The organism is Bacillus sp. B2-WWTP-C-10-Post-4 (assembly GCF_009183805.1).
GTDB classification, from domain to species: domain Bacteria; phylum Bacillota; class Bacilli; order Bacillales; family Bacillaceae_G; genus Bacillus_A; species Bacillus_A cereus.
In genome coordinates this window covers 30,003-48,509 of the sequence record NZ_WEII01000032.1, presented here as the reverse complement: position 1 = coordinate 48,509, position 18,507 = coordinate 30,003, and the positions used below count along the sequence as shown (strand labels likewise).

Genomic DNA, 18,507 nt, shown 5'->3' with positions numbered 1-18,507 from the left:
CCACTATATGCTACATGTCGTTTCTCAATTCTCTCTTCAATTTCTTTCATATTTTCTTTATTATTTAATAGTGATTGTTTATTTTCAATTAATAATTGTTTAAAAGATTTTCTCACTTTTTTTCTCATTTTCATTGTCCTCCTTGGGGGATGGTTTATATAAAAGATAAAGAATTATCTGTGTGTCCTTATAATAATTGATTGTTGTGAATTCTATTTGAACTTCATATGAAAATTCCGTTTATTTTCTGACAACTTTGTGAACACGAAAAAAAGACTCTCTAAAACTATGTTGAAATTAATTCACTTCATTATAAAAATTACTATTCCCCTCAACTTTTATCATTATATCTTGTCGAAACATTTATATATTTAAAATTGAGTTCGACATAATTTTATTTACTATAATACTGTTTACAAAAACAAAAAGAAGGTGTCACCAAGTCAAATTTCGACTTATGCAACATCCCTCTTTCCAAACTATTTATAGCATATTTATTAATATTTCAGGTCTTCCCCAATTCATTTCTTCACAAACAAATCTAAGTTTTTCTTCATCCATTGTGTGTAATCCCTCTTCTAGTAAACATGAAATTGGAACTTCACAGTGAATTTGTGCTAATTGCAACGAAATATTTAAGTTCTCTAAATCACTTTCAATCTTCGTACGCTGCGCTTTTGTTAATGATTCTACATTTTCTAGTACAGCGGATACTGTTCCGTGCTCTTGAATAAGCTTATACGCTGTTTTTTCACCGATACCTTTTACACCTGGATAATTATCACTTGTATCTCCCATGAAAGCTTTTGCATGGACGATTTGCCACGGCTCTACACCTTTTTCTTCCATGATTTTCTCCGGTGTGTAATATTCGTAATTTCCAATTCCTTTACGCAGAAGCATAACTGTAACGTTCTTATCAACAAGTTGAAGCAAATCCGTATCACCTGTTAAAATATAAACTTCAGCTTCATTGCAATATTGTTTTGCAAGCGTACCGATACAATCATCGGCTTCGTAGCCTTTCATACCGATAACTGGAATGGATAATTTTGCAGTCATTTCTTGCACTAAATTAAATTGAGGAATTAATTCTTCTGGTGGCGCTGCACGATTTGCTTTATAATTCGAGAACGATTCTGTTCTAAATGTCGTACTTCCCATATCCCAGCATGTAACGATATGTGTTGGTTCGATCGCTTGCGTAGCTGTTAATAAGTGTTTCATATAACCATGAATCCCGTTCGTAGGGGTTCCATCTTGTCGTTTCATAAATTGTCCGTAGACACTTGTTGCGTAAAAAGCACGAAATAATAGTGCCATACCATCAACTAATAATACTTTTTTCATAATTCCTCTCCTATTAAAAAAATAATAACCTTACGTTATCACGTAAGGTTATATAAATAGATTACCATTCTACGTTTTTGCTCAACTTTGTCTATTATACATTGTTTTTGTATATTTAGCATCATTAACACATTAAGACGTTCTACTACAACAAGTATGCAAGATACCTGAATACGTATTTTTTCCAGTAGAAACAACGATAGCTTTTGCATTTCCACTAACGATATGCGAACCTTTAAAACATACATTTTCAAGCTCAAGTGGATTATAATCTTTCATCCGTTTTAATGGAATAAATCGTTTACGTTCAAGGTGATAGCAGCTCTCAAACTTCTCTATATTCGCTTCGTTTCCCGTTAACACAGACTCATTCACTAATAAATCATCTGCATAAATAATACGTACATCAGCTGGCACAGCATCTCCAGCCGAAAGAAAAATCATATCTCCAGGTACAAGTTCTTGCACAGGTATCTCCATCATTTTCAGTTCACTATTTAGCCCTGTACTACTAGAATATTCTACTCTAGATACAGTAATCGTTTCACGTTGTAATTCATCACACACACGTTGTTTTGAAAAACCTGGAATCATGCCACCTAGCTTCATCATTACTTCCGCAAGAAGTGCTCTTTTTGAAGTTAGTTCATTTCGGCCATATACTTGAATACGTTTTTGTGCCTCTTTCATTGATAGTCCGTCTCTTGTTGTTTTAAAATATGCAAATACAGATTTTACATCTCTTGTTGCAATTTCAATTAATAAATCTTTATTTTTTTGGAGCATTGTTTGTTCTTTTATTGATTTTTTACTTAGTTTATATGACGTGTTACCCACAGTTTTGTTTGCATATAACATATTATCGTCTCCTCCTTTACAACATAGGAAGAAACGCTTTGTTTCTCAATTTATCCACTTTACTGTGAAAGTGTCTCGCGCTTTATAAACGCTACATTGTGATAAATATAGAGGGAGGAACAAATCGTTTCCTGCCTACATCATATATTTTTGATTTGAAGTATATGGGTAACGGAACCGAGTCAGAATTTGACATGCTCCTCACCTCCTCGTTTAATTTTATAGTTTATAATATGAAATTACTCATAGCTTGGTAACAAAAAAGACCCCTACCCTTAAGAGAGTAGCGGCCATTACATACACAAATAAACGATTTCTAATATAATTAGAAATCTACGGACCTCTCCCTCACCGAGTTTTAGCACTGTATAGCATAGGTACATTACCAGCTACGTTAAGAAAAACCTTAATTCGATCATTCCTGTTGACCCATTGGCGTCTCTCGACATTTTTGGGCAGTAGCATTTCTCTATACAGGAGCCTCACCTAACAGAGACTTATTTTCATTACATTGAAAATGTTACTCTTATTTAAAATAGATGTCAACCGTAGCCTACAATTTTTTCAAATGGTATGGCAAACTAACGTATATAAAGTGAAACTTTCATCAGTGGGGGTTTTGTTCATCCGCCACTGATTATTAGCCCTCACCAATCGGGCTGTCCGGCAAATAGCGGTATAAAATAAAAAACTTTACGTTTAAACGTAAAGTTTTTAATAAGTTATACAACCAGCGATTACAATCCCAATTGAAAGCGATAAAAACATAAGAAAAAGACCGACTGCTTGATTATCTTCTTCAAGACTTTTGTTTATATTAAAGCGTGGTGTAAGCCACTCAGCTAAATAAAAGACGATAATTTGAGCCAAAATCCCAACTGCTCCCCACGAAATCATATCAAGAAGTGAAATTGAATTAGCTGCTGTCGAATATAAAACGATAGCTAACCCAAGTAATCGCCCTCCAAGCACATAGCTTACCGCCTTATTCCCTTGAGCCATTAACTTAAATTCCTTAACTTTCGTTGTCACTTCCATCAAGAACAGACCAATACATAAAAGTCCAAGTGTTACTGCTAAATATAATAAAAAATTAATCATTTTTCCTCCTCCTTTTTATACCTACCGGTAAATAGTACGATTCATTTCCTGTAATCTTTTCTCCCGCGCGAATACCGATACTACTCGCTTTTCCAGCAATTAAAAAAGAACCAAACACATAGGACAGTTTCTCCATCCCCTTTTCTGTTTCCAAGGATACGACTGGCAGTTCTGTATACTTTTGAAATATCGGCAGTGCAGTTTTATACGTTTGATGTGCATTTTGAAGCATAATATTTTCATCCTTATCGCGAATCGTAATTGTATCTCCTTCTCTACCAAATGAAGGTTTTTGAACGAAAGAACCTTTTCCTAAAAATAAATCTGGTTCTAAATATGTAGGTAACATATATTCTTTAATCCACTGTTGTTCCTCGTTTGTATAAAAGACCTCTTCTTCTGCTAACCCCCAAATAAGACACTGAATCGATTTTGGCTGAAGTAAAAATGCTGACAAAGGATTTATTATAAAAAGCTTTCCGGCTTTTACAAGTTGCAGCAGTTCCACACCTACCAAATCTCCTGTTTCAGGATCTTGATCCTCAATTAAATCTTCTATCGGATATGTTTGGCGATATAAAACATCAATCTTCGCCCCATCTTTATCAACTAGAGCATCTTTTGTAATTCTAAGTTCTGACATTGGCACTACTTTATTTTCAACATGGCATAGCTGACTCAAATACATAGTCGTATTCCAATCCTCGATATGTTCATGATGTGCTGTAAAAACAACATTTGGATTGTCTAATTCCTTTGTCGCTTCCATTACAGCTTTCGTAACACCAGAAGATAGCAATCGTTCTTGATCTGAGTTTGGATCATCATAGCCTAGATTTTCACAAACTTTTCCATTCATTTGAAAACATTCCACAATAAAAGTTGGTGTATCACTATTAAACTCAAGCATTTTAATTTTGTTATCCTCTGTTACAGCAAAATCAAATCGCGAAATTACAGATTCAGGATAAAGCCCTTTCATTCTAATGAATGATAAACTCGCGGATGGAAAGCCAAGATCTAGAAGCTGTTCGTCACTTAAATTACGCAGCAGTCTAGCAGTCTTAAAAAATATTTTCCCCATTCGTTCAGTCGCTAAGTGTAATTGGTCCAAAGTCTGATTTGTTATAGAAAAAACATGAAACAAACTATACTCACATTCATATAAATCCGACCAAAAATTCGGATATTTTAAATAAAATTCTTTTCGATCCCTTATGTATTGCGACATATTTTAGCCCCCAAATCCTCCCTTTGAACCGCTTCCAATTCCACCTTTAAATTCAGCAGACGATTGATACGATTTAAACGCCGATGAATTTTTAAAAGTGGATTTATTTTGATAGTATCGCCCACCATAGAAATAATGCCCACGATAACCTGAACTACTATCATCACACTGCCATACCCCAAGTTCATCATCCCAATCCCAATCAGAACAACTATTATCATTCGGTTTTGGGGGAAGATCTTGTGCGCAACCAAATAAAGTGCCAGTCATTAAAGACGTTACGACACCACCTACTAACCATTTCGTTTTTGTCACCTTCGCACTCCCCTTTTTAAATTCTATTCCTATTATATAGGATGGCATGATAAAGTAGAAGAAAAAGGAAGAAGAGGGATTAAATGCGCTTAGAATATCGACTTAATGATGAAACGAAAGGGTATCCTGCTTTATGGAACTACGCCAATATTTCTAATTCTGAAATTATCGCACGCATGACTTGTGAATATTTTATTAAAGAGAAAAATACTTATGTTGTTACTGCAACTTCGGTTGATCCAGACGGAACAGCAGTTATTTATATTCAAAAAGAAGTTTTCGCCAATGACCCTTCAGACCCTACATACTCCCACATCGGTTTTGAAATTAGAGAACTAAGTGAAACGAGTTCAAGCTTAGTAGATAGTCAAGATGTATGGAACTACGAAGAAATTTTACCATCTCTTCATTCAGATATTATATATATTCAGCGAGACGGCATGTCTATGGAATTCTCCTTGGATTCAAGAGAGATTGATGAAGACAGAAAGTGCTACATTTATTACGGAAACTTCACAGGTGAATCAAGATAATATTAATATATCTATGCAACAAAAAAACCTTACGTATAAAACGTAAGGTTTTTATATAGCCCCACATATGCCGTTCTCTCTAGATGTCCATAAACCTGCTCTCACAGGTGGATGCCCTCACAAATGTTTGTAACTTCCTTCTTAAAAAGATGGCATGTTAGCTACATTTAAATATTGAACTTCCATATTAAACTTATTGGTTTAAGACATGCATAAGCTACGTACACCGTAGGAATTTTATATAAGGTTAGTTGAAATAAGACCCCCGCACGTGCCGCTCCTCGTAAATGTCCAAAAACCCGCTACTCGCAGGTGGATGCCCTCACAGTTACCGTACATCTTCCTCCACAAGGAAGGCTTGATGATGGTCGCTAAATATTGAGCTTCCGTATAACTAACATCGGTTTTAGACATAAATAAGTTACGCACACCGCAGGATGTATTATTTACTTGTCGTTATATTATCACATTGTTTCCAATGTGTAAAATACAAAGTTTTTCGAGCAATCTCTTGCTTGTGACCTTATTTTAATACAAATTATTTTTGCATGCAAGTGATTAATCTTCTTCTTTTGCAATTTGATTTTCTGGATAAGAAATCCAATCACTCCAGCTACCTGCATACAATTTAACATTTTGGAATCCAGCTAATTTTAATGCAAGGATGTTTGGACACGCTGTAACACCAGAACCACAATATACAATGGTTTCCTTATCTTTCGACAGGTTTTGGAATCGTTCTTGTTGCTCAGCTTTATTCTTAAATTGTCCTGATTGCAACATTCCATCCTTCCAAAAATGGTTTACTGCTGTTGGAATATGTCCTGCTTTATGATCGACAAGTTCCTCTACACCAGCATAACGTTTCGGCTCTCTTGAATCAATTAATGTAACATCCGCACCTGCACGGATATTCTCTCTGACCGTTTCCATCGTTACAAGCATATGATCTTGTATATTAGCTTTGAATGTTTTTCGTATAGCAACAGGAATTTCCGCTGTTGTCGGTAGTCCATTCTCTTTCCAAGCCTGGAAACCACCATCTAATATATATACTTTCTCATGTCCTACATAGTTACATAACCACCATAAACGAGCAGCATTTGCACCGGCTTGACTGTCATACGCAATTACTGTCGTATGTTCATCAATACCAGCCTTCGAAAGCTTGTCTGCAAACTCCTCAATATTTGGTAAAGGATGGCGGCCACCATGTTCTGCTATAGGACTTGATAAATCTAAATTCAAATCAAAATATAACGCATGAGGAATATGTCCTTCTTCATACTTTTCTCTACCCCAATTAGGATTCGCTAAATCAAAACGACAATCGATTATACGGACATTCTCATCTTCTATATGCTCACGTAACCATTCGACTGTAACTATCATCTTTAACGACCTTCTTTCTCTTTCAAACGACTTACATACTCCATAACCATTTCTTCTGTAACATATTTACGCTGCAAGGTAACACCATTTTTTGCAAGATCATTAATCTGCTTCGTTACAACATTAATTACATCAACCGAAAATTCTTTCCCATTTGACGCAAGAGATACGGCAGCTTCAATAGCTGCTTCACGCTGTGCATCTAATTGTAAACATGCTTTTACACTTTCATTTTGTTTACGAGAATGTGCTGTAATTGCTTTATGTACTTCCATCTTCTCTTCCCCCTAAATAGTTATACGTTTTTATTCAATTCCATTGCAAGGCGGATCATATCACGACATACAATTCCATTTTCAATAATCTCTTCTTCATAATGCTTCGAAAAGTAATCAAAATCAATAGAAAAAATACGAAATCCACATTTTTGATATAAAGCAAGTTGTGAAACACTAGAATTGCCTGTACCAACTTCAAGTTTTGACATACCATATCCTTTAGCAGTTTCTACAGCATGCCTTAATAGCTTCTTCCCAATCCCTTTTCCTTGCAAATGCTCTGCAACCGCAATATTCATGATTTCCATCGTCTTTGGCCTTGTTTCCAAAAGAACATATACACCGATAACGCTCCCCCCCTGCTTAGCTACGTATGTTAATCCTCTTTGTACATACGTAGCTATTTGCCGTTCACTTGGATCAGCAAGTAACAATAAAGCCTTCGGTATAGCCTCTTTTGGAATACGTTCTATTACAACAGACATAAAAAATTCCCCCTTCTCTATTGTTCTAAACCCTCCTTGTCTACCATAAATAATAGAAAGGAGGGATTCACCATGGACAACAATGAGAAAAAATGCAACGTCATCTCTATTGATGGAAAGAAGAAGAAAAGCGACACGTATTCCTATCCAAAATTAGTAGTTGAAAACAAAACATATGAATTTTCTTCATTCGTCTTATGCGGTGAAACACCAGATGGCAGACGACTCGTTCTTACTCATATGATTTCTACCGATGAATTTGCTGGATTTGTAAAATCTTTAGATACTGTACTTCAAAAGAAAATTGAACGAATCTTTTTCTCATAACGACTATATAACATAAATTTCTTTTTCAATCTCTACTAACTGCTTTTGCAATTGTTCTTTACTTTGTTCATAGAGAGATACATCGATCGTTTCAGCCAATGCAAACAATATACTTTCATAATAGTTCATCACATCTTGCTGCATCACTTTTTCGAATAAATTCCACTTCATATCCCACTCTTGCTTATAATGATGAACAAATAAATGTTTTTCATCAGCTACATAGTTTGATACGAGCGGTTCTAATACAGATTTAGCGTCTTCTTGCATAAAAGCCTTGTCATTCTTTTCAAAAAAGCTTTTCTCATTTTTAAAATGTGCCAGTGCTTTTTTGAAATCTTTTATTTCAACTGAAGGGAACGGTTCTTTATGTGTAATATCTTTGTATTCATACTCCACTGTTCCATTCATAGAAATTGATTCATTTTCTACTTTACAGTTCACTACAATTTCATCCTTTGCACGCTTCATCGCTTCGTCTATCCATTTTTCAAGGCGTAATGATGTCGCACGCATTTCTTGTAATAAATCATGCTGAATAAATGCTACTAATTCCATAACACACTGTTGCAATTGTGTTTTCACATTTCCATCCGTTCGAAGTGATGCCGGATTAATAAATTCAGTAAACACATCATTATAGCGGAGGAATAGACGCTGTTGCACGTAATAAAGCAACTCTTTCACTTCATTTTGCATCGCCTGTTCTTCAGCAAGTACACTATATGAAGAAATGATATGAAGTAGTTGATCACGCTCTGCTTCATATTTTTTCGTTTGCTTCTCTTTCTCTTCATTCCCCTGCTTTGCACCCTTTATCATGTTTACTAAAAGCTGATCTGCCCCTTGCAACGCACCATATAGAGCATGCACAGAAACAAGCATTAAATCTCTCATCATAAAGGACGTAAATGATTCCTCAAACTTAGTAATCCCAGAGTTTTGTAAAATACCATACTTCTCTTTTTCAACATTCTTTCCTTGTTTCTCTTCAAGCGCACATAAACTTGAAATTGCAAATAAACGCGGATTTCTAATACCGTATTGCAGTAGCTGATCTGCGATATAACCTTTTACCATTTCAAGTTCTTCTTCAGACTCTGCTAAATCCGCCGCATTAATTAAGAAGAACATTTTATCAAGGGCAAAAGTATCCTTTACACGACCAAGCTGAATTAAAAATTCACGGTCAGCACGAGAGAATACATGGTTATAATATGTTACAAATAAAATAGCATCTGCGTTTTTAATATACTGAAATGCAACATCCGTATGGCGAGCATTGATAGAATCCGCTCCAGGTGTGTCTACAAGCGCTACTCCCTGCCTTGTTAAAGCACAATCATAATAAAGTTCCATATACTCAACGAAGCATGATTTCTCTTCATTCGCTACATAATCAGAGAACTCTTCTAATGTAACTTGTACTTGTTCTCCTAAATAAGTAGAAACTGCATCATACCCTTTTTGTACCGCTCGTAAAAAGCTAAATGTTGTTTTTTGCTTCCCAGTTGGTGAAGGATATTTCATAACTTTATCAATTTGTGCTAACGCTTCATCTAACGTAGCAATCTCATAATGAAACAGCTTATAAACAGCTTTCATATCTTCTAATAACGCTTGCTTTGATTTAAACTGAACAATTACTGTTCCATGTGGTTTTTCCTCTGTAACCGGCAAAATTTGATTAATCGTTGCCGTCGTCGGGTTTGGTGATACAGGAAGTACTTTCTCACCGAGTAAGGCATTGGCAAATGATGATTTTCCAGCACTAAATGCCCCGAATAACGCTACTGTAAATTGTTTTGTTTCTACACGTCTTCTTTTCTCTATTACCTCTTGCTGTACATGTTTCAGCGCTGGCAATGGCTCTAATATCGTTTCAGCTTTTTTCACTTTCTCTAATATCCGCTGAATATTTAAAGCCGCCGTTCCTTTCAGCTCTTCTTCATGAATCGCTACGTTATCATTTACGATTTCCTGCTCTTGTAGTGTAAATTTCTCACTAACAATTTGCTTTTCCCTTTGCAATATCTCATCTATTTGCAAACCTTCAGGCGTAGCAACATGATCGTGCCAAACATTTCGTAAATAGTCTTCATATGCCGCCAAATTGTTATTGTATTGTAATTGTGTTTCTTTCGCCGTTTGCAACATCGTATATGTTTCAATCTCTTCTTCAATACGAGCAACTGCTTCCCTCACCTTTTGCTTTAAAACGACCGCACTTTTATCAAAAATTTGCTGTGCTTTTATAAAATAACGCTTCTTTAGTTCATTCGCTACATCCGCTGTATAAAGAAGTAAGTAATCACCTGTGAAACCTGCGCCTTGTTTAATTACCTCAGCCAACATTTCTGGTCCGAAAGCAATTTCTAACCCATATATGTCTTTCCCAATTTCCTCCGTGAACAATCCTTCTTCTTTTAAGAAGGCTACAATAAATTCCTTCACATGAAAATCAAGCTGCGTTTCAACAGTCTTTTGAAGGGCAGAATAAAACGCCTCTACACGCCTTTGTTTTTCTTGCTCCGTCTTTCCTTTCGCAAATAGCAAACCGACTTTAAACTTTGTTAATTTCGTTTCTAAGTACGCATTTGCCAATTCTCTCATTTCAAATGGCATTAAATACGCGTTATCTAATATAGCTTGTAGGCCTTTTATAAATTCATTTCTCACATGAGACTCTTTACTTGCCTCACGATTTTTCGCTTCCGTTAACTCTTCCTTCTTTTCAACTACCTCTGAAATAGAAAGTGGTGATGCTAACTCTTCCTCATATTTCAAAAGAGCTTTTTCATTTTCAGAAACAATAAACGAGAAATGTTCCCCCATTAAATATTCTGTTTCTCGCTCCATTCCAGTCCTTACATACTGCTCTTTTTCTTTCATAATAGAAGTAATTAACGTTTCTAAGCTTCCAATTTCATTATGTGGATGGTTCATCATTCGTAATGACGTATAATATACTCCATCTACTTCAATATCCCAGTTAAAGAACGATTGCTTTACACTATCTTTATAATTCTCAAACGACAATTCATTTTCTTTATGTTTATCTATTTGATTGACAACGAGATAAACCGTTTTATTACGTTGTTTCAATTCTTTAACAAATTGCAAATTCACTTCCGATTGGACGTGATTATAATCCATCATATAAAAAATTACGTCTGCTAGATGTAGCGTTGATTCTGTCGCTAATTGGTGGGCATCATCTGTTGAGTCAATCCCTGGTGTATCTACTAACATAACCCCTTCAGGAATTGGCGCATCATTCCGATAAATGTGAACACCAATTACCTCATCACCATCTTTACAAATTTGTTTTAATTCTTCAGCTGAATATGCACCGTCATACTCGTACTGTTCTCCAGATTTAACCGTTACAACAACACGATCCATTCCTTTTTCAATTTTGACAACGTTAGCGCTTGTCGGAATTGGACTTGTTGGTAACAACTGCGCTTTATATAGATGATTCATCATCGTTGATTTCCCTGCAGAGAAGTGACCACAGAACGCTATCATAAGCTGTTCTTGTTTATATTTTTGAATCACCTCAAACAACTTTAAACTATTCTCTGCATCGCCGTGTTTTTGCCACTCTTCATAAAAACAAACAAGTTTTTTCATACCGTTTGTCTGTACTATGTTTGTCATCCCCTTGTTCCCCTTTATCCAAGATGTATATACTTTTCCCCGCTATTTGCGAGCTCATAACCAGTGAGAGTTACACCTACCCATTGATTACAGTTTCACTTTACTATCATACTAAATTTTCAGCATATTCTCATTAAAAATAAAAAATCCCTTTCATTCTTTTTACAAATGAAAGGGATTTTATGTCATATCACTCATTTTGCTGTTCCTACTCCATTTAAAACATACTTTGCAATAACTGCATATACAGCGACTGTACCTGCTACTAATGCATATACCATACTTACACACCAACCTTTTTGATAATGATTATCAATTTTAAATATATTTTATCATTAAAGAGAATCATTATCAACACTTTTCATAAAGAAAGCTCCTTATAAGAAGGAGCTTTACTGCCTGTTTTGAAAAAGGTTAAAACTTGTTGTGCCCTCTTATTATATCGCATCTTACATAACTTAATAGTTAAAAAAAATGGAAATCCACCCTATACCCTCCATCTTACATTTTGTATAATAAAAGGGAATTACTTAACAGGGAGGAAAATAATGACACAAAATATTTCACAAGGCGAGAGGATACACTCCATCGATATTATTAGAGGAATAGCTGTACTAGGTATTTTTCTTGTGAACTGGCCTGTTATCGCTGGGATTGACTCACGTGATATTTCAGGAGTTTATGAAGGGCTAGATAGCTATATCCGTCTATTTTACGATATGTTTATTCAAACAAAGTTTTATACTATCTTTTCGTTTTTATTTGGCCTAGGCTTTTACATTTTTATGACTCGTGCTGAAGCAAAAACAGATCATCCGAAAATTTTATTTGTTCGCCGCTTACTTATTTTATTATTATTCGGTTTCTTACATTACGTTCTTTTATGGGACGGAGACATTTTACATACTTATGCGATTGCTGGATTTTTCTTATTTTTATTTTATAAGAGAGAACCTCGTACTATTTTAATATGGGCTATCGTTTTATTGAGTATTTTTCAATTCATTATGCTAATGGCTGGTATTACAGTTGCATTGGTACCAAAGGAAGAGCTAGGTTTTTCCTTACCTATCATGCCATTAGAAGACTGGCCGTCACAAATACAAAATCGTTTCCATGCATTTTACGCTGATGGAATTGGATTAAATTTACTTATGCTTCCAGAAACAGTTGGGCTATTTTTGCTTGGTTTATACGCCGGCAAAAAGGATATTTTCCGCCGCACGAAAGAGTTAGATCTAAAACTTAAAAAATGGCAAATTATTATGTTCCTTTTAACATTACCAATGTGGTTCTTCATGGTCCGTTACTTCTTATCAAAACCATTTTATGAACCAATTTATATGCAGGTCTTTACAATGTTTAGCGGAAAAACGTTATTCATATTCTACATTTTCACGCTAATGCGTTTATTACAAAAAGAAAAATGGCAAACGTTATTACGTCCATTCCAATACGTTGGACGAATGGCATTAACAAATTACATCTCGCATACAATTGTTACATTACTTGTATTTGGTCTATTCCTTAAAAATTATTATCCTGCTCCATTATGGGTTGGACCAATATTCTGCATTAGTTTCTACACGTTACAAATCTTTATTAGCCGCTGGTGGCTTTCACATTATCAATACGGGCCACTTGAGTACATTTGGCGTCTTGGTACGTACGGGAAAATGATGCCACTTAAAAAGAAAAGCAAGGTCTCATAATGAGACCTTGCTTTTTTACGCTTCTCTTACCGCATTTTGCATAGACACCGGCTCTTCTTTTATTTTCACTTTACGCTGCGGCACCATATTAAATACGATATTTAAAAGTACTGCTGACGCACTTCCAAGTACAATTCCGTTATCTGTTAAAATACGAATATTTTCAGGAAGTTGTGAGAATAAAGTAGGAACGACTGTAACTCCAAGTCCGATTCCGACAGAACATGCAACGATTAATAAATTTTCTTGTTTACCAAAATCAACGCTACTTAACATTTTAATACCATATGCCATTACCATACCGAACATTGCTAACATCGCACCGCCCAGTACTGATTTCGGAATGATCGTTGTAATAGCTGCGATTTTTGGAATGAATCCAAGAACGATTAACATACCACCACAAGTATAAATAATAACGCGATTTCTTACTCCAGTTAATTGAACAAGCCCTACGTTTTGAGAATATGTTGTATATGGGAACGCGTTGAAAATACCACCTAACACCATCGCTAATCCTTCTGCTCGATAGCCTTTTGTTAATTCTTTTTCACCAATCTTTTTATTGCAAATATCAGATAATGCAAAGTATACACCTGTTGCTTCTACAATCCCTACGCAAGCAACTAAAATCATCGTAATAATTGGCGTCAATTCAAATGTTGGTGTACCGAAGTAAAATGGCTGAATACCATGGAACCAATCTGCTTCTCCAACTGCTTGCAAGCTTACTTTCCCCATAAATGCTGCAACGATTGTACCGAACAATAGGCCGAGTAAAATAGAGATCGAACGAATAAATCCGTCGAAGAAACGATACATAATGATGATAAATAGTAACACACCAAATGCTAACGCTAAGTTTTCAAGACTTCCGAAATCTTTGCTTCCTACTCCGCCAGCCATATCATTAATAGCAGCTGGAACAAGTGTAACTCCAATTACTGTAACGACAGATCCTGTTACAACAGGGGGAAACAGTTTTACAAGCTTTCCAAATAATTTTGCAAAAATAACAACGAATAACCCGGCAGCAATAATTGCTCCATAAATAGAAGACACGCCGTATTGTTTCCCGATTGCAATCATCGGTCCAACCGCTGTAAATGTACAACCAAGCACAACTGGAAGCCCAATACCGAAAAAGCGATTTGATAATGCTTGTAAAATTGTCGCAACGCCGCACATTAATAAATCAATTGAGACTAAATATGTTAACTCTTTTTGATTCAAACCAAGTCCACCGCCCACAATAAGCGGAACGATAATTGCTCCAGCATACATTGCCAGCATATGCTGCATACCAAGCGATGCAATTTTAAATGGATGCTGCTTCATCGTTTATTTCACCTCCGCAGTTTCTTGCTGTACAAATGTAACTGTGCCGTTATCAAGTGATGCAATTTCTGCTAGTGATTCAACACGAACGCCTTGTTCACGAAGCTTCTTTCCTCCATCTTGAAATGCTTTTTCAATAACAATTCCAATTCCTGCAATACTCGCTCCAGCTTGCTCTACTAAACTCATTAAACCTAAAGCAGCCTGACCGTTTGCTAAAAAGTCATCGATGATTAATACACGATCATTTTCATCGATATGATTTCGAGATAATGAAATTTCATTTGTTTCTTGTTTTGTAAATGAATATACGTTTGCAACGTACATATTATCTTGTAACGTTAACGATTTACGTTTTCGTGCAAAAATTACTTTTACACCAAGCTCTAATGCAGCCATAACCGCTGGTGCAATGCCTGAAGATTCAATCGTCACGATTTTTGTAATGTTCTCTTCTTTAAAACGTTTAGCAAATTCTTTTCCGATTTCTTGCATAAGTACTGGATCAATTTGATGATTTAAAAAAGCATCTACCTTTAATACGTCACCAGATAAAACCTTTCCTTCGTTCAAAATCTTTTCTTGTAATACTTTCATGTTTGTTCCCCCTCTTATGCAATAAAAAAACTCCAAAAGCCGCCACCACTCGTTACAAGTGAGAGACGCGCTTTTGGAGTTTCGCAAAAAAAGAATGCTAAACAAGCAATTATATTCGTCCTCACTCATAGTCAAAGTATTTACGGTACTTCGGTAGAAACTTGCAGGCCATATCCCCGCGATTATATGAGTGTAGCTAACTATTTATTTTATAGAAGGATTATAACGTACTTTTTATGCTTTGAAAAGCATTTATCAAAAAAACACGTACAAATTTTTAAAAACCACTATTTTTGTTCGAGTTTTGCAAACTCTTTCATTCCCAATTACAACTTCGTTAAAATGATTGGCCCATCTTTTGTAATCGCAATTGTATGCTCATATTGAGCTGATAATTTCCCGTCCATCGTTCGTACAGTCCACCCATTTAAATCTACTTTAGAATATCGCATACCTGCATTGACAATGGGCTCAATTGTAATTACCATTCCTTCTTGCAACTCAGGCCCTTGTCCTCGTTTCCCAAAATGAAAAATTGCTGGTTCTTCATGAATCTCTTTACCGATTCCATGTCCTGTAAAGTCTCTTGCGACAGAAAAACCTTCATTTGCTACATAACTTTCAATTGCATAACCAATATCTCCTACATGATTACCGATTACCGCCTGATCAATCCCTTTATATAATGCATTCTCAGCTACTACCATTAACCTTTCTGCTTCTTCAGAAACATTTCCAACTCTATACGTCCAAGCAGAATCTGAAAGACCACCATTTAAGTTTACTACCGTGTCAATTGTTACAATATTACCCTCAGTTAAAGGAACATCGGCCGGAAACGCATGACACATTTCATCGTTTACAGATGCACATATCGCATATGGATACCCGTTGTAACCTTTCTGTTCAGATGTGGCACCATGCTTTTTTAAATACATTTCAACAAACGTATCAATCTTTTGTGTCGTTATACCTGGCTTTATCATTTTCGCAATTTCTTTATGACATGAAGCAAGTAATTTTCCAGATTCATGCATCAAATCTATTTCATTTTTCGTTTTAATTGTAATCATACTACCTCTACCTTTCCTTGCTAAACCTACTATTTGCTACTAAACTTCTATCATACACACCCTCTACCAAAATTTCAAAAGCCTCAATTACAACAAGTAAAAAAATATGTATCATATATTTCTAAATCAAAATAAAAAAACAGAAGATCCCTCTGTTTTTTAATCACGTTTACATATATAGTTCATTTTCAAGAACTCAAAACAACCACCATTTGTTTTCTGTATAAACGTTCCAACCGCTTCAAATCCCGCCCTTTTATACACTTTTATCGCTCTCTCATTAAATTTTGCTACTGATAACGTTATATAATTACATCCGTATTTTTCTTTACTAAAAGCTAGTCCAGCGTTTACGAACTGTAATCCAAATCCATTTCCAGTTCTATTAGGTTTCATTCCAAGACCTATATCAACCGTTCCATCATTTATTTTACAAACAGTAAAAAAACCAATGAGAGTGCCATTTTCCTTCACAGAAAATGTATGATTCCCTCTACTCTCACCCTCTAAAAACTCAGCTAAATCTTCTTCATCTGCCTTTATATCGTAAAAGGAATATTCCCCTTTATAATGCCAGTTATACGCGATTTCCTCCGCTTCTTCTTGCTTCATTACTGTATATGTATACCCCATTCTCTCATCCCCTTTAATAAAAAGAGCTGCAATTAAGCAGCTCTTTTTTTACAACTCATAAATCTCTTTATATTTCGTTTCTAAATAATCTGCTAAGTAATTTGCATTTAGCCCTTCGCCTGTTACATCTTCTAAAATTTCAAGTGGCTTTTTCGTTTTACCATATTGGTGAATATGTTCTGTTAACCATTCACGAATTGGTGTTACGTTTCCTTCTTCTAACAATGCATCAAAGTTCGGAATGTCTTTTAACATTCTTTGCTTAAATTGCGCTGCATACATGTAACCAAGCGCATAAGATGGGAAGTATCCAAATGAGCCACCAGCCCAGTGAACATCTTGCAATACACCTTGCGCATCATTTTCCGGACGAATTCCTAAATATGCTTCCATCTTATCATTCCAAGCTGCTGGTAAGTCCTTCACTTGTAATGTACCATCAAATAATTCTTTCTCTAATTCATAACGCACCATAACATGAAGCGGGTATGTAAGCTCATCTGCTTCTATACGAATGAATGACGGCTTTGATTCGTTAATTGCATCATAAAATTCATCGACTGACATATCATCAAATTGACCATTGCTATACTCTTTTAATAAATCATAATTTTTCTTCCAGAATGATTTATTACGGCCGATAAAGTTCTCAAAGAATAACGATTGAGACTCATGAATACCCATAGATGTTCCACTACATAACGGTGTACCTTCAAATTTCTCTGCAATATTTTGTTCATATACAGCATGACCACATTCATGAATTGTTCCAAACACAGCCATGCGGAAATCCTTTTCGTCATAGCGTGTCGTAATACGAACATCCCCTCTATTTAATGTAATCTCGAATGGATGTACTGTTTCATCAAGACGACCTGCTTCAAAGTCATAATTCAATTGCTTTAATAGTTCTAATGTAAAGTTCTTTTGTTTTTCTTTTGAAAATTTTTCCGATAAAGCACTTGTTTTTAATCCTTTTTTAGACTCAGAGATTTCTTTTACAAGCGGCACGATGCGCTCACGAAGTTGACCAAATACGTGATCTAAAACTTCTACTGTAATACCTGGCTCATACATGTCTAATAATGTATTGTATTTATATGTTTCGTAACCCCAATATGTAATAAATTTCTTTTTAAATTCAACAATTTTTTCTAAGTACGGGCGGAACATTTCGAAATCAGATTTTTCGCGAGCTTCTTCCCACACACTCTCTGCTTTCGCTTCTAATTTCACATACGCTTCGTATTCCGCTTGTGGAATTTTCTTATTTCTATCATATTCTTTACGACACTCTTCAACCATTTTCTTCGTCGTTTCAGAAAGTTTATCTTCACGTATTAAAGCTTCAAGCTCTGTTAAATAGTTTCCCATCTCATCTGAAGTCGACATGGCAAATACTTCTGATGAAAGCATGCCAATTACTTCTGAACGCTGGTCTACACCTTTTTTAGGCGCCCCTGTTCTCAAGTCCCAAAACATTAAGCTTAATGCTTCTCCGTAATTTTGTATCTTCTTCACGTATGTTAAAAATTGTTTTTCTACTTCATATGTAGCTACTGTCATTGTATAAAAACCTCCTTTTTCTACCTCAAACTTAATTCGACATGAAAATCTAATT

The 18,507-nt window shown here is 35.5% G+C and carries 18 protein-coding genes, 2 other RNA genes and 2 riboswitches; of the genes, 3 read left to right on the top strand and 17 right to left on the bottom strand.

The features are described 5' to 3' along the window. From GBN78_RS14810 to GBN78_RS14785, 6 genes are all read right to left on the bottom strand, one after another. Positions 1 to 128 (bottom strand): FbpB family small basic protein (locus GBN78_RS14810; protein ID WP_075720304.1); only part of this gene is annotated, 128 nt, incomplete at its 3' end. Positions 129 to 483: 355 nt separating this feature from the next. Beyond that, positions 484 to 1,350, bottom strand: a complete 867-nt coding sequence (locus GBN78_RS14805; protein ID WP_152127488.1) for a 5'-3' exonuclease — start codon at positions 1,348 to 1,350, stop codon at positions 484 to 486. Positions 1,351 to 1,482: 132 nt separating this feature from the next. Continuing rightward, a complete protein-coding gene (locus GBN78_RS14800) occupies positions 1,483 to 2,208 on the bottom strand; it encodes a P-type ATPase actuator domain-containing protein (protein ID WP_000964951.1) in 726 nt (241 codons plus the stop codon). 335 nt (positions 2,209 to 2,543) lie between these two features. Next, positions 2,544 to 2,709: riboswitch (M-box (ykoK) riboswitch) on the bottom strand. Between the two features lie 213 nt (positions 2,710 to 2,922). Continuing rightward, entirely contained in the window at positions 2,923 to 3,309 is a 387-nt protein-coding gene (locus tag GBN78_RS14795) for a DUF350 domain-containing protein (protein WP_000606857.1), read from the bottom strand. Next, on the bottom strand, positions 3,302 to 4,540 hold the full coding sequence (locus GBN78_RS14790; protein WP_000084935.1) for a glutathionylspermidine synthase family protein: 1,239 nt from the start codon (positions 4,538 to 4,540) through the stop codon (positions 3,302 to 3,304). The genes GBN78_RS14795 and GBN78_RS14790 overlap by 8 nt, the downstream gene beginning before the upstream one ends. A gap of 3 nt (positions 4,541 to 4,543) precedes the next feature. Beyond that, positions 4,544 to 4,855: a hypothetical protein gene (locus tag GBN78_RS14785; protein ID WP_000169030.1), complete on the bottom strand. Its 312-nt coding sequence runs from the start codon at positions 4,853 to 4,855 to the stop codon at positions 4,544 to 4,546. An 83-nt stretch (positions 4,856 to 4,938) separates the two neighbouring features. Between GBN78_RS14785 and GBN78_RS14780 the strand changes: the two genes are divergently transcribed. Then, positions 4,939 to 5,388, top strand: a complete 450-nt coding sequence (locus GBN78_RS14780; RefSeq protein WP_001235522.1) for a hypothetical protein — start codon at positions 4,939 to 4,941, stop codon at positions 5,386 to 5,388. A 54-nt stretch (positions 5,389 to 5,442) separates the two neighbouring features. Here GBN78_RS14780 and ssrS (GBN78_RS14775) read toward each other — a convergent pair. The 5 genes from ssrS (GBN78_RS14775) to GBN78_RS14755 form a co-directional block, all read right to left on the bottom strand. Next, positions 5,443 to 5,626: non-coding RNA, 6S RNA (gene ssrS, locus GBN78_RS14775), on the bottom strand. A 21-nt stretch (positions 5,627 to 5,647) separates the two neighbouring features. Further along, positions 5,648 to 5,830, bottom strand: a non-coding RNA gene (ssrS, locus tag GBN78_RS14770) — 6S RNA. A gap of 116 nt (positions 5,831 to 5,946) precedes the next feature. After that, positions 5,947 to 6,780 carry a sulfurtransferase gene (locus tag GBN78_RS14765; RefSeq protein ID WP_000637564.1) on the bottom strand — a complete coding sequence of 278 codons (834 nt, stop codon included), beginning with the start codon at positions 6,778 to 6,780 and terminating at the stop codon, positions 5,947 to 5,949. A gap of 2 nt (positions 6,781 to 6,782) precedes the next feature. Next, positions 6,783 to 7,055 (bottom strand): YpbS family protein, encoded by a 273-nt coding sequence (locus GBN78_RS14760; RefSeq protein WP_000451818.1) that lies wholly within the window; start codon positions 7,053 to 7,055, stop codon positions 6,783 to 6,785. A gap of 20 nt (positions 7,056 to 7,075) precedes the next feature. Then, on the bottom strand, positions 7,076 to 7,543 hold the full coding sequence (locus GBN78_RS14755; RefSeq protein WP_000117686.1) for a GNAT family N-acetyltransferase: 468 nt from the start codon (positions 7,541 to 7,543) through the stop codon (positions 7,076 to 7,078). 72 nt (positions 7,544 to 7,615) lie between these two features. Here GBN78_RS14755 and GBN78_RS14750 point away from each other — a divergent pair, with 72 nt between their 5' ends. Beyond that, a complete protein-coding gene (locus GBN78_RS14750; protein WP_000369740.1) occupies positions 7,616 to 7,870 on the top strand; it encodes a DUF3931 domain-containing protein in 255 nt (84 codons plus the stop codon). A gap of 3 nt (positions 7,871 to 7,873) precedes the next feature. Here the strand turns inward: GBN78_RS14750 and GBN78_RS14745 are convergent, their stop codons facing one another. Further along, positions 7,874 to 11,533, bottom strand: coding sequence for a dynamin family protein (locus GBN78_RS14745; RefSeq protein ID WP_025967083.1), 3,660 nt, complete (start codon positions 11,531 to 11,533; stop codon positions 7,874 to 7,876). Between the two features lie 548 nt (positions 11,534 to 12,081). Here GBN78_RS14745 and GBN78_RS14740 point away from each other — a divergent pair. Further along, positions 12,082 to 13,245, top strand: coding sequence for a DUF418 domain-containing protein (locus GBN78_RS14740; protein ID WP_144608131.1), 1,164 nt, complete (start codon positions 12,082 to 12,084; stop codon positions 13,243 to 13,245). A 15-nt stretch (positions 13,246 to 13,260) separates the two neighbouring features. On the opposite strand, the gene pbuX is transcribed toward GBN78_RS14740, so the two are convergent. The 5 genes from pbuX to ypwA all read right to left on the bottom strand — a co-directional run bounded on the left by pbuX (position 13,261) and on the right by ypwA (position 18,452). Continuing rightward, positions 13,261 to 14,583 (bottom strand): xanthine permease PbuX, encoded by a 1,323-nt coding sequence (pbuX, locus tag GBN78_RS14735; RefSeq protein ID WP_152127487.1) that lies wholly within the window; start codon positions 14,581 to 14,583, stop codon positions 13,261 to 13,263. Positions 14,584 to 14,586: 3 nt separating this feature from the next. Continuing rightward, positions 14,587 to 15,180, bottom strand: a complete 594-nt coding sequence (locus tag GBN78_RS14730; protein WP_000866483.1) for a xanthine phosphoribosyltransferase — start codon at positions 15,178 to 15,180, stop codon at positions 14,587 to 14,589. A 108-nt stretch (positions 15,181 to 15,288) separates the two neighbouring features. After that, a riboswitch (purine riboswitch) is annotated at positions 15,289 to 15,390 on the bottom strand. A 116-nt stretch (positions 15,391 to 15,506) separates the two neighbouring features. Next, positions 15,507 to 16,253: a type I methionyl aminopeptidase gene (locus tag GBN78_RS14720; RefSeq protein ID WP_025967081.1), complete on the bottom strand. Its 747-nt coding sequence runs from the start codon at positions 16,251 to 16,253 to the stop codon at positions 15,507 to 15,509. Between the two features lie 159 nt (positions 16,254 to 16,412). Then, positions 16,413 to 16,886, bottom strand: a complete 474-nt coding sequence (locus tag GBN78_RS14715; protein ID WP_144608133.1) for a GNAT family N-acetyltransferase — start codon at positions 16,884 to 16,886, stop codon at positions 16,413 to 16,415. A gap of 48 nt (positions 16,887 to 16,934) precedes the next feature. Further along, positions 16,935 to 18,452, bottom strand: coding sequence for a carboxypeptidase (ypwA, locus tag GBN78_RS14710; RefSeq protein ID WP_000215068.1), 1,518 nt, complete (start codon positions 18,450 to 18,452; stop codon positions 16,935 to 16,937). Positions 18,453 to 18,507: the final 55 nt, after the last annotated feature.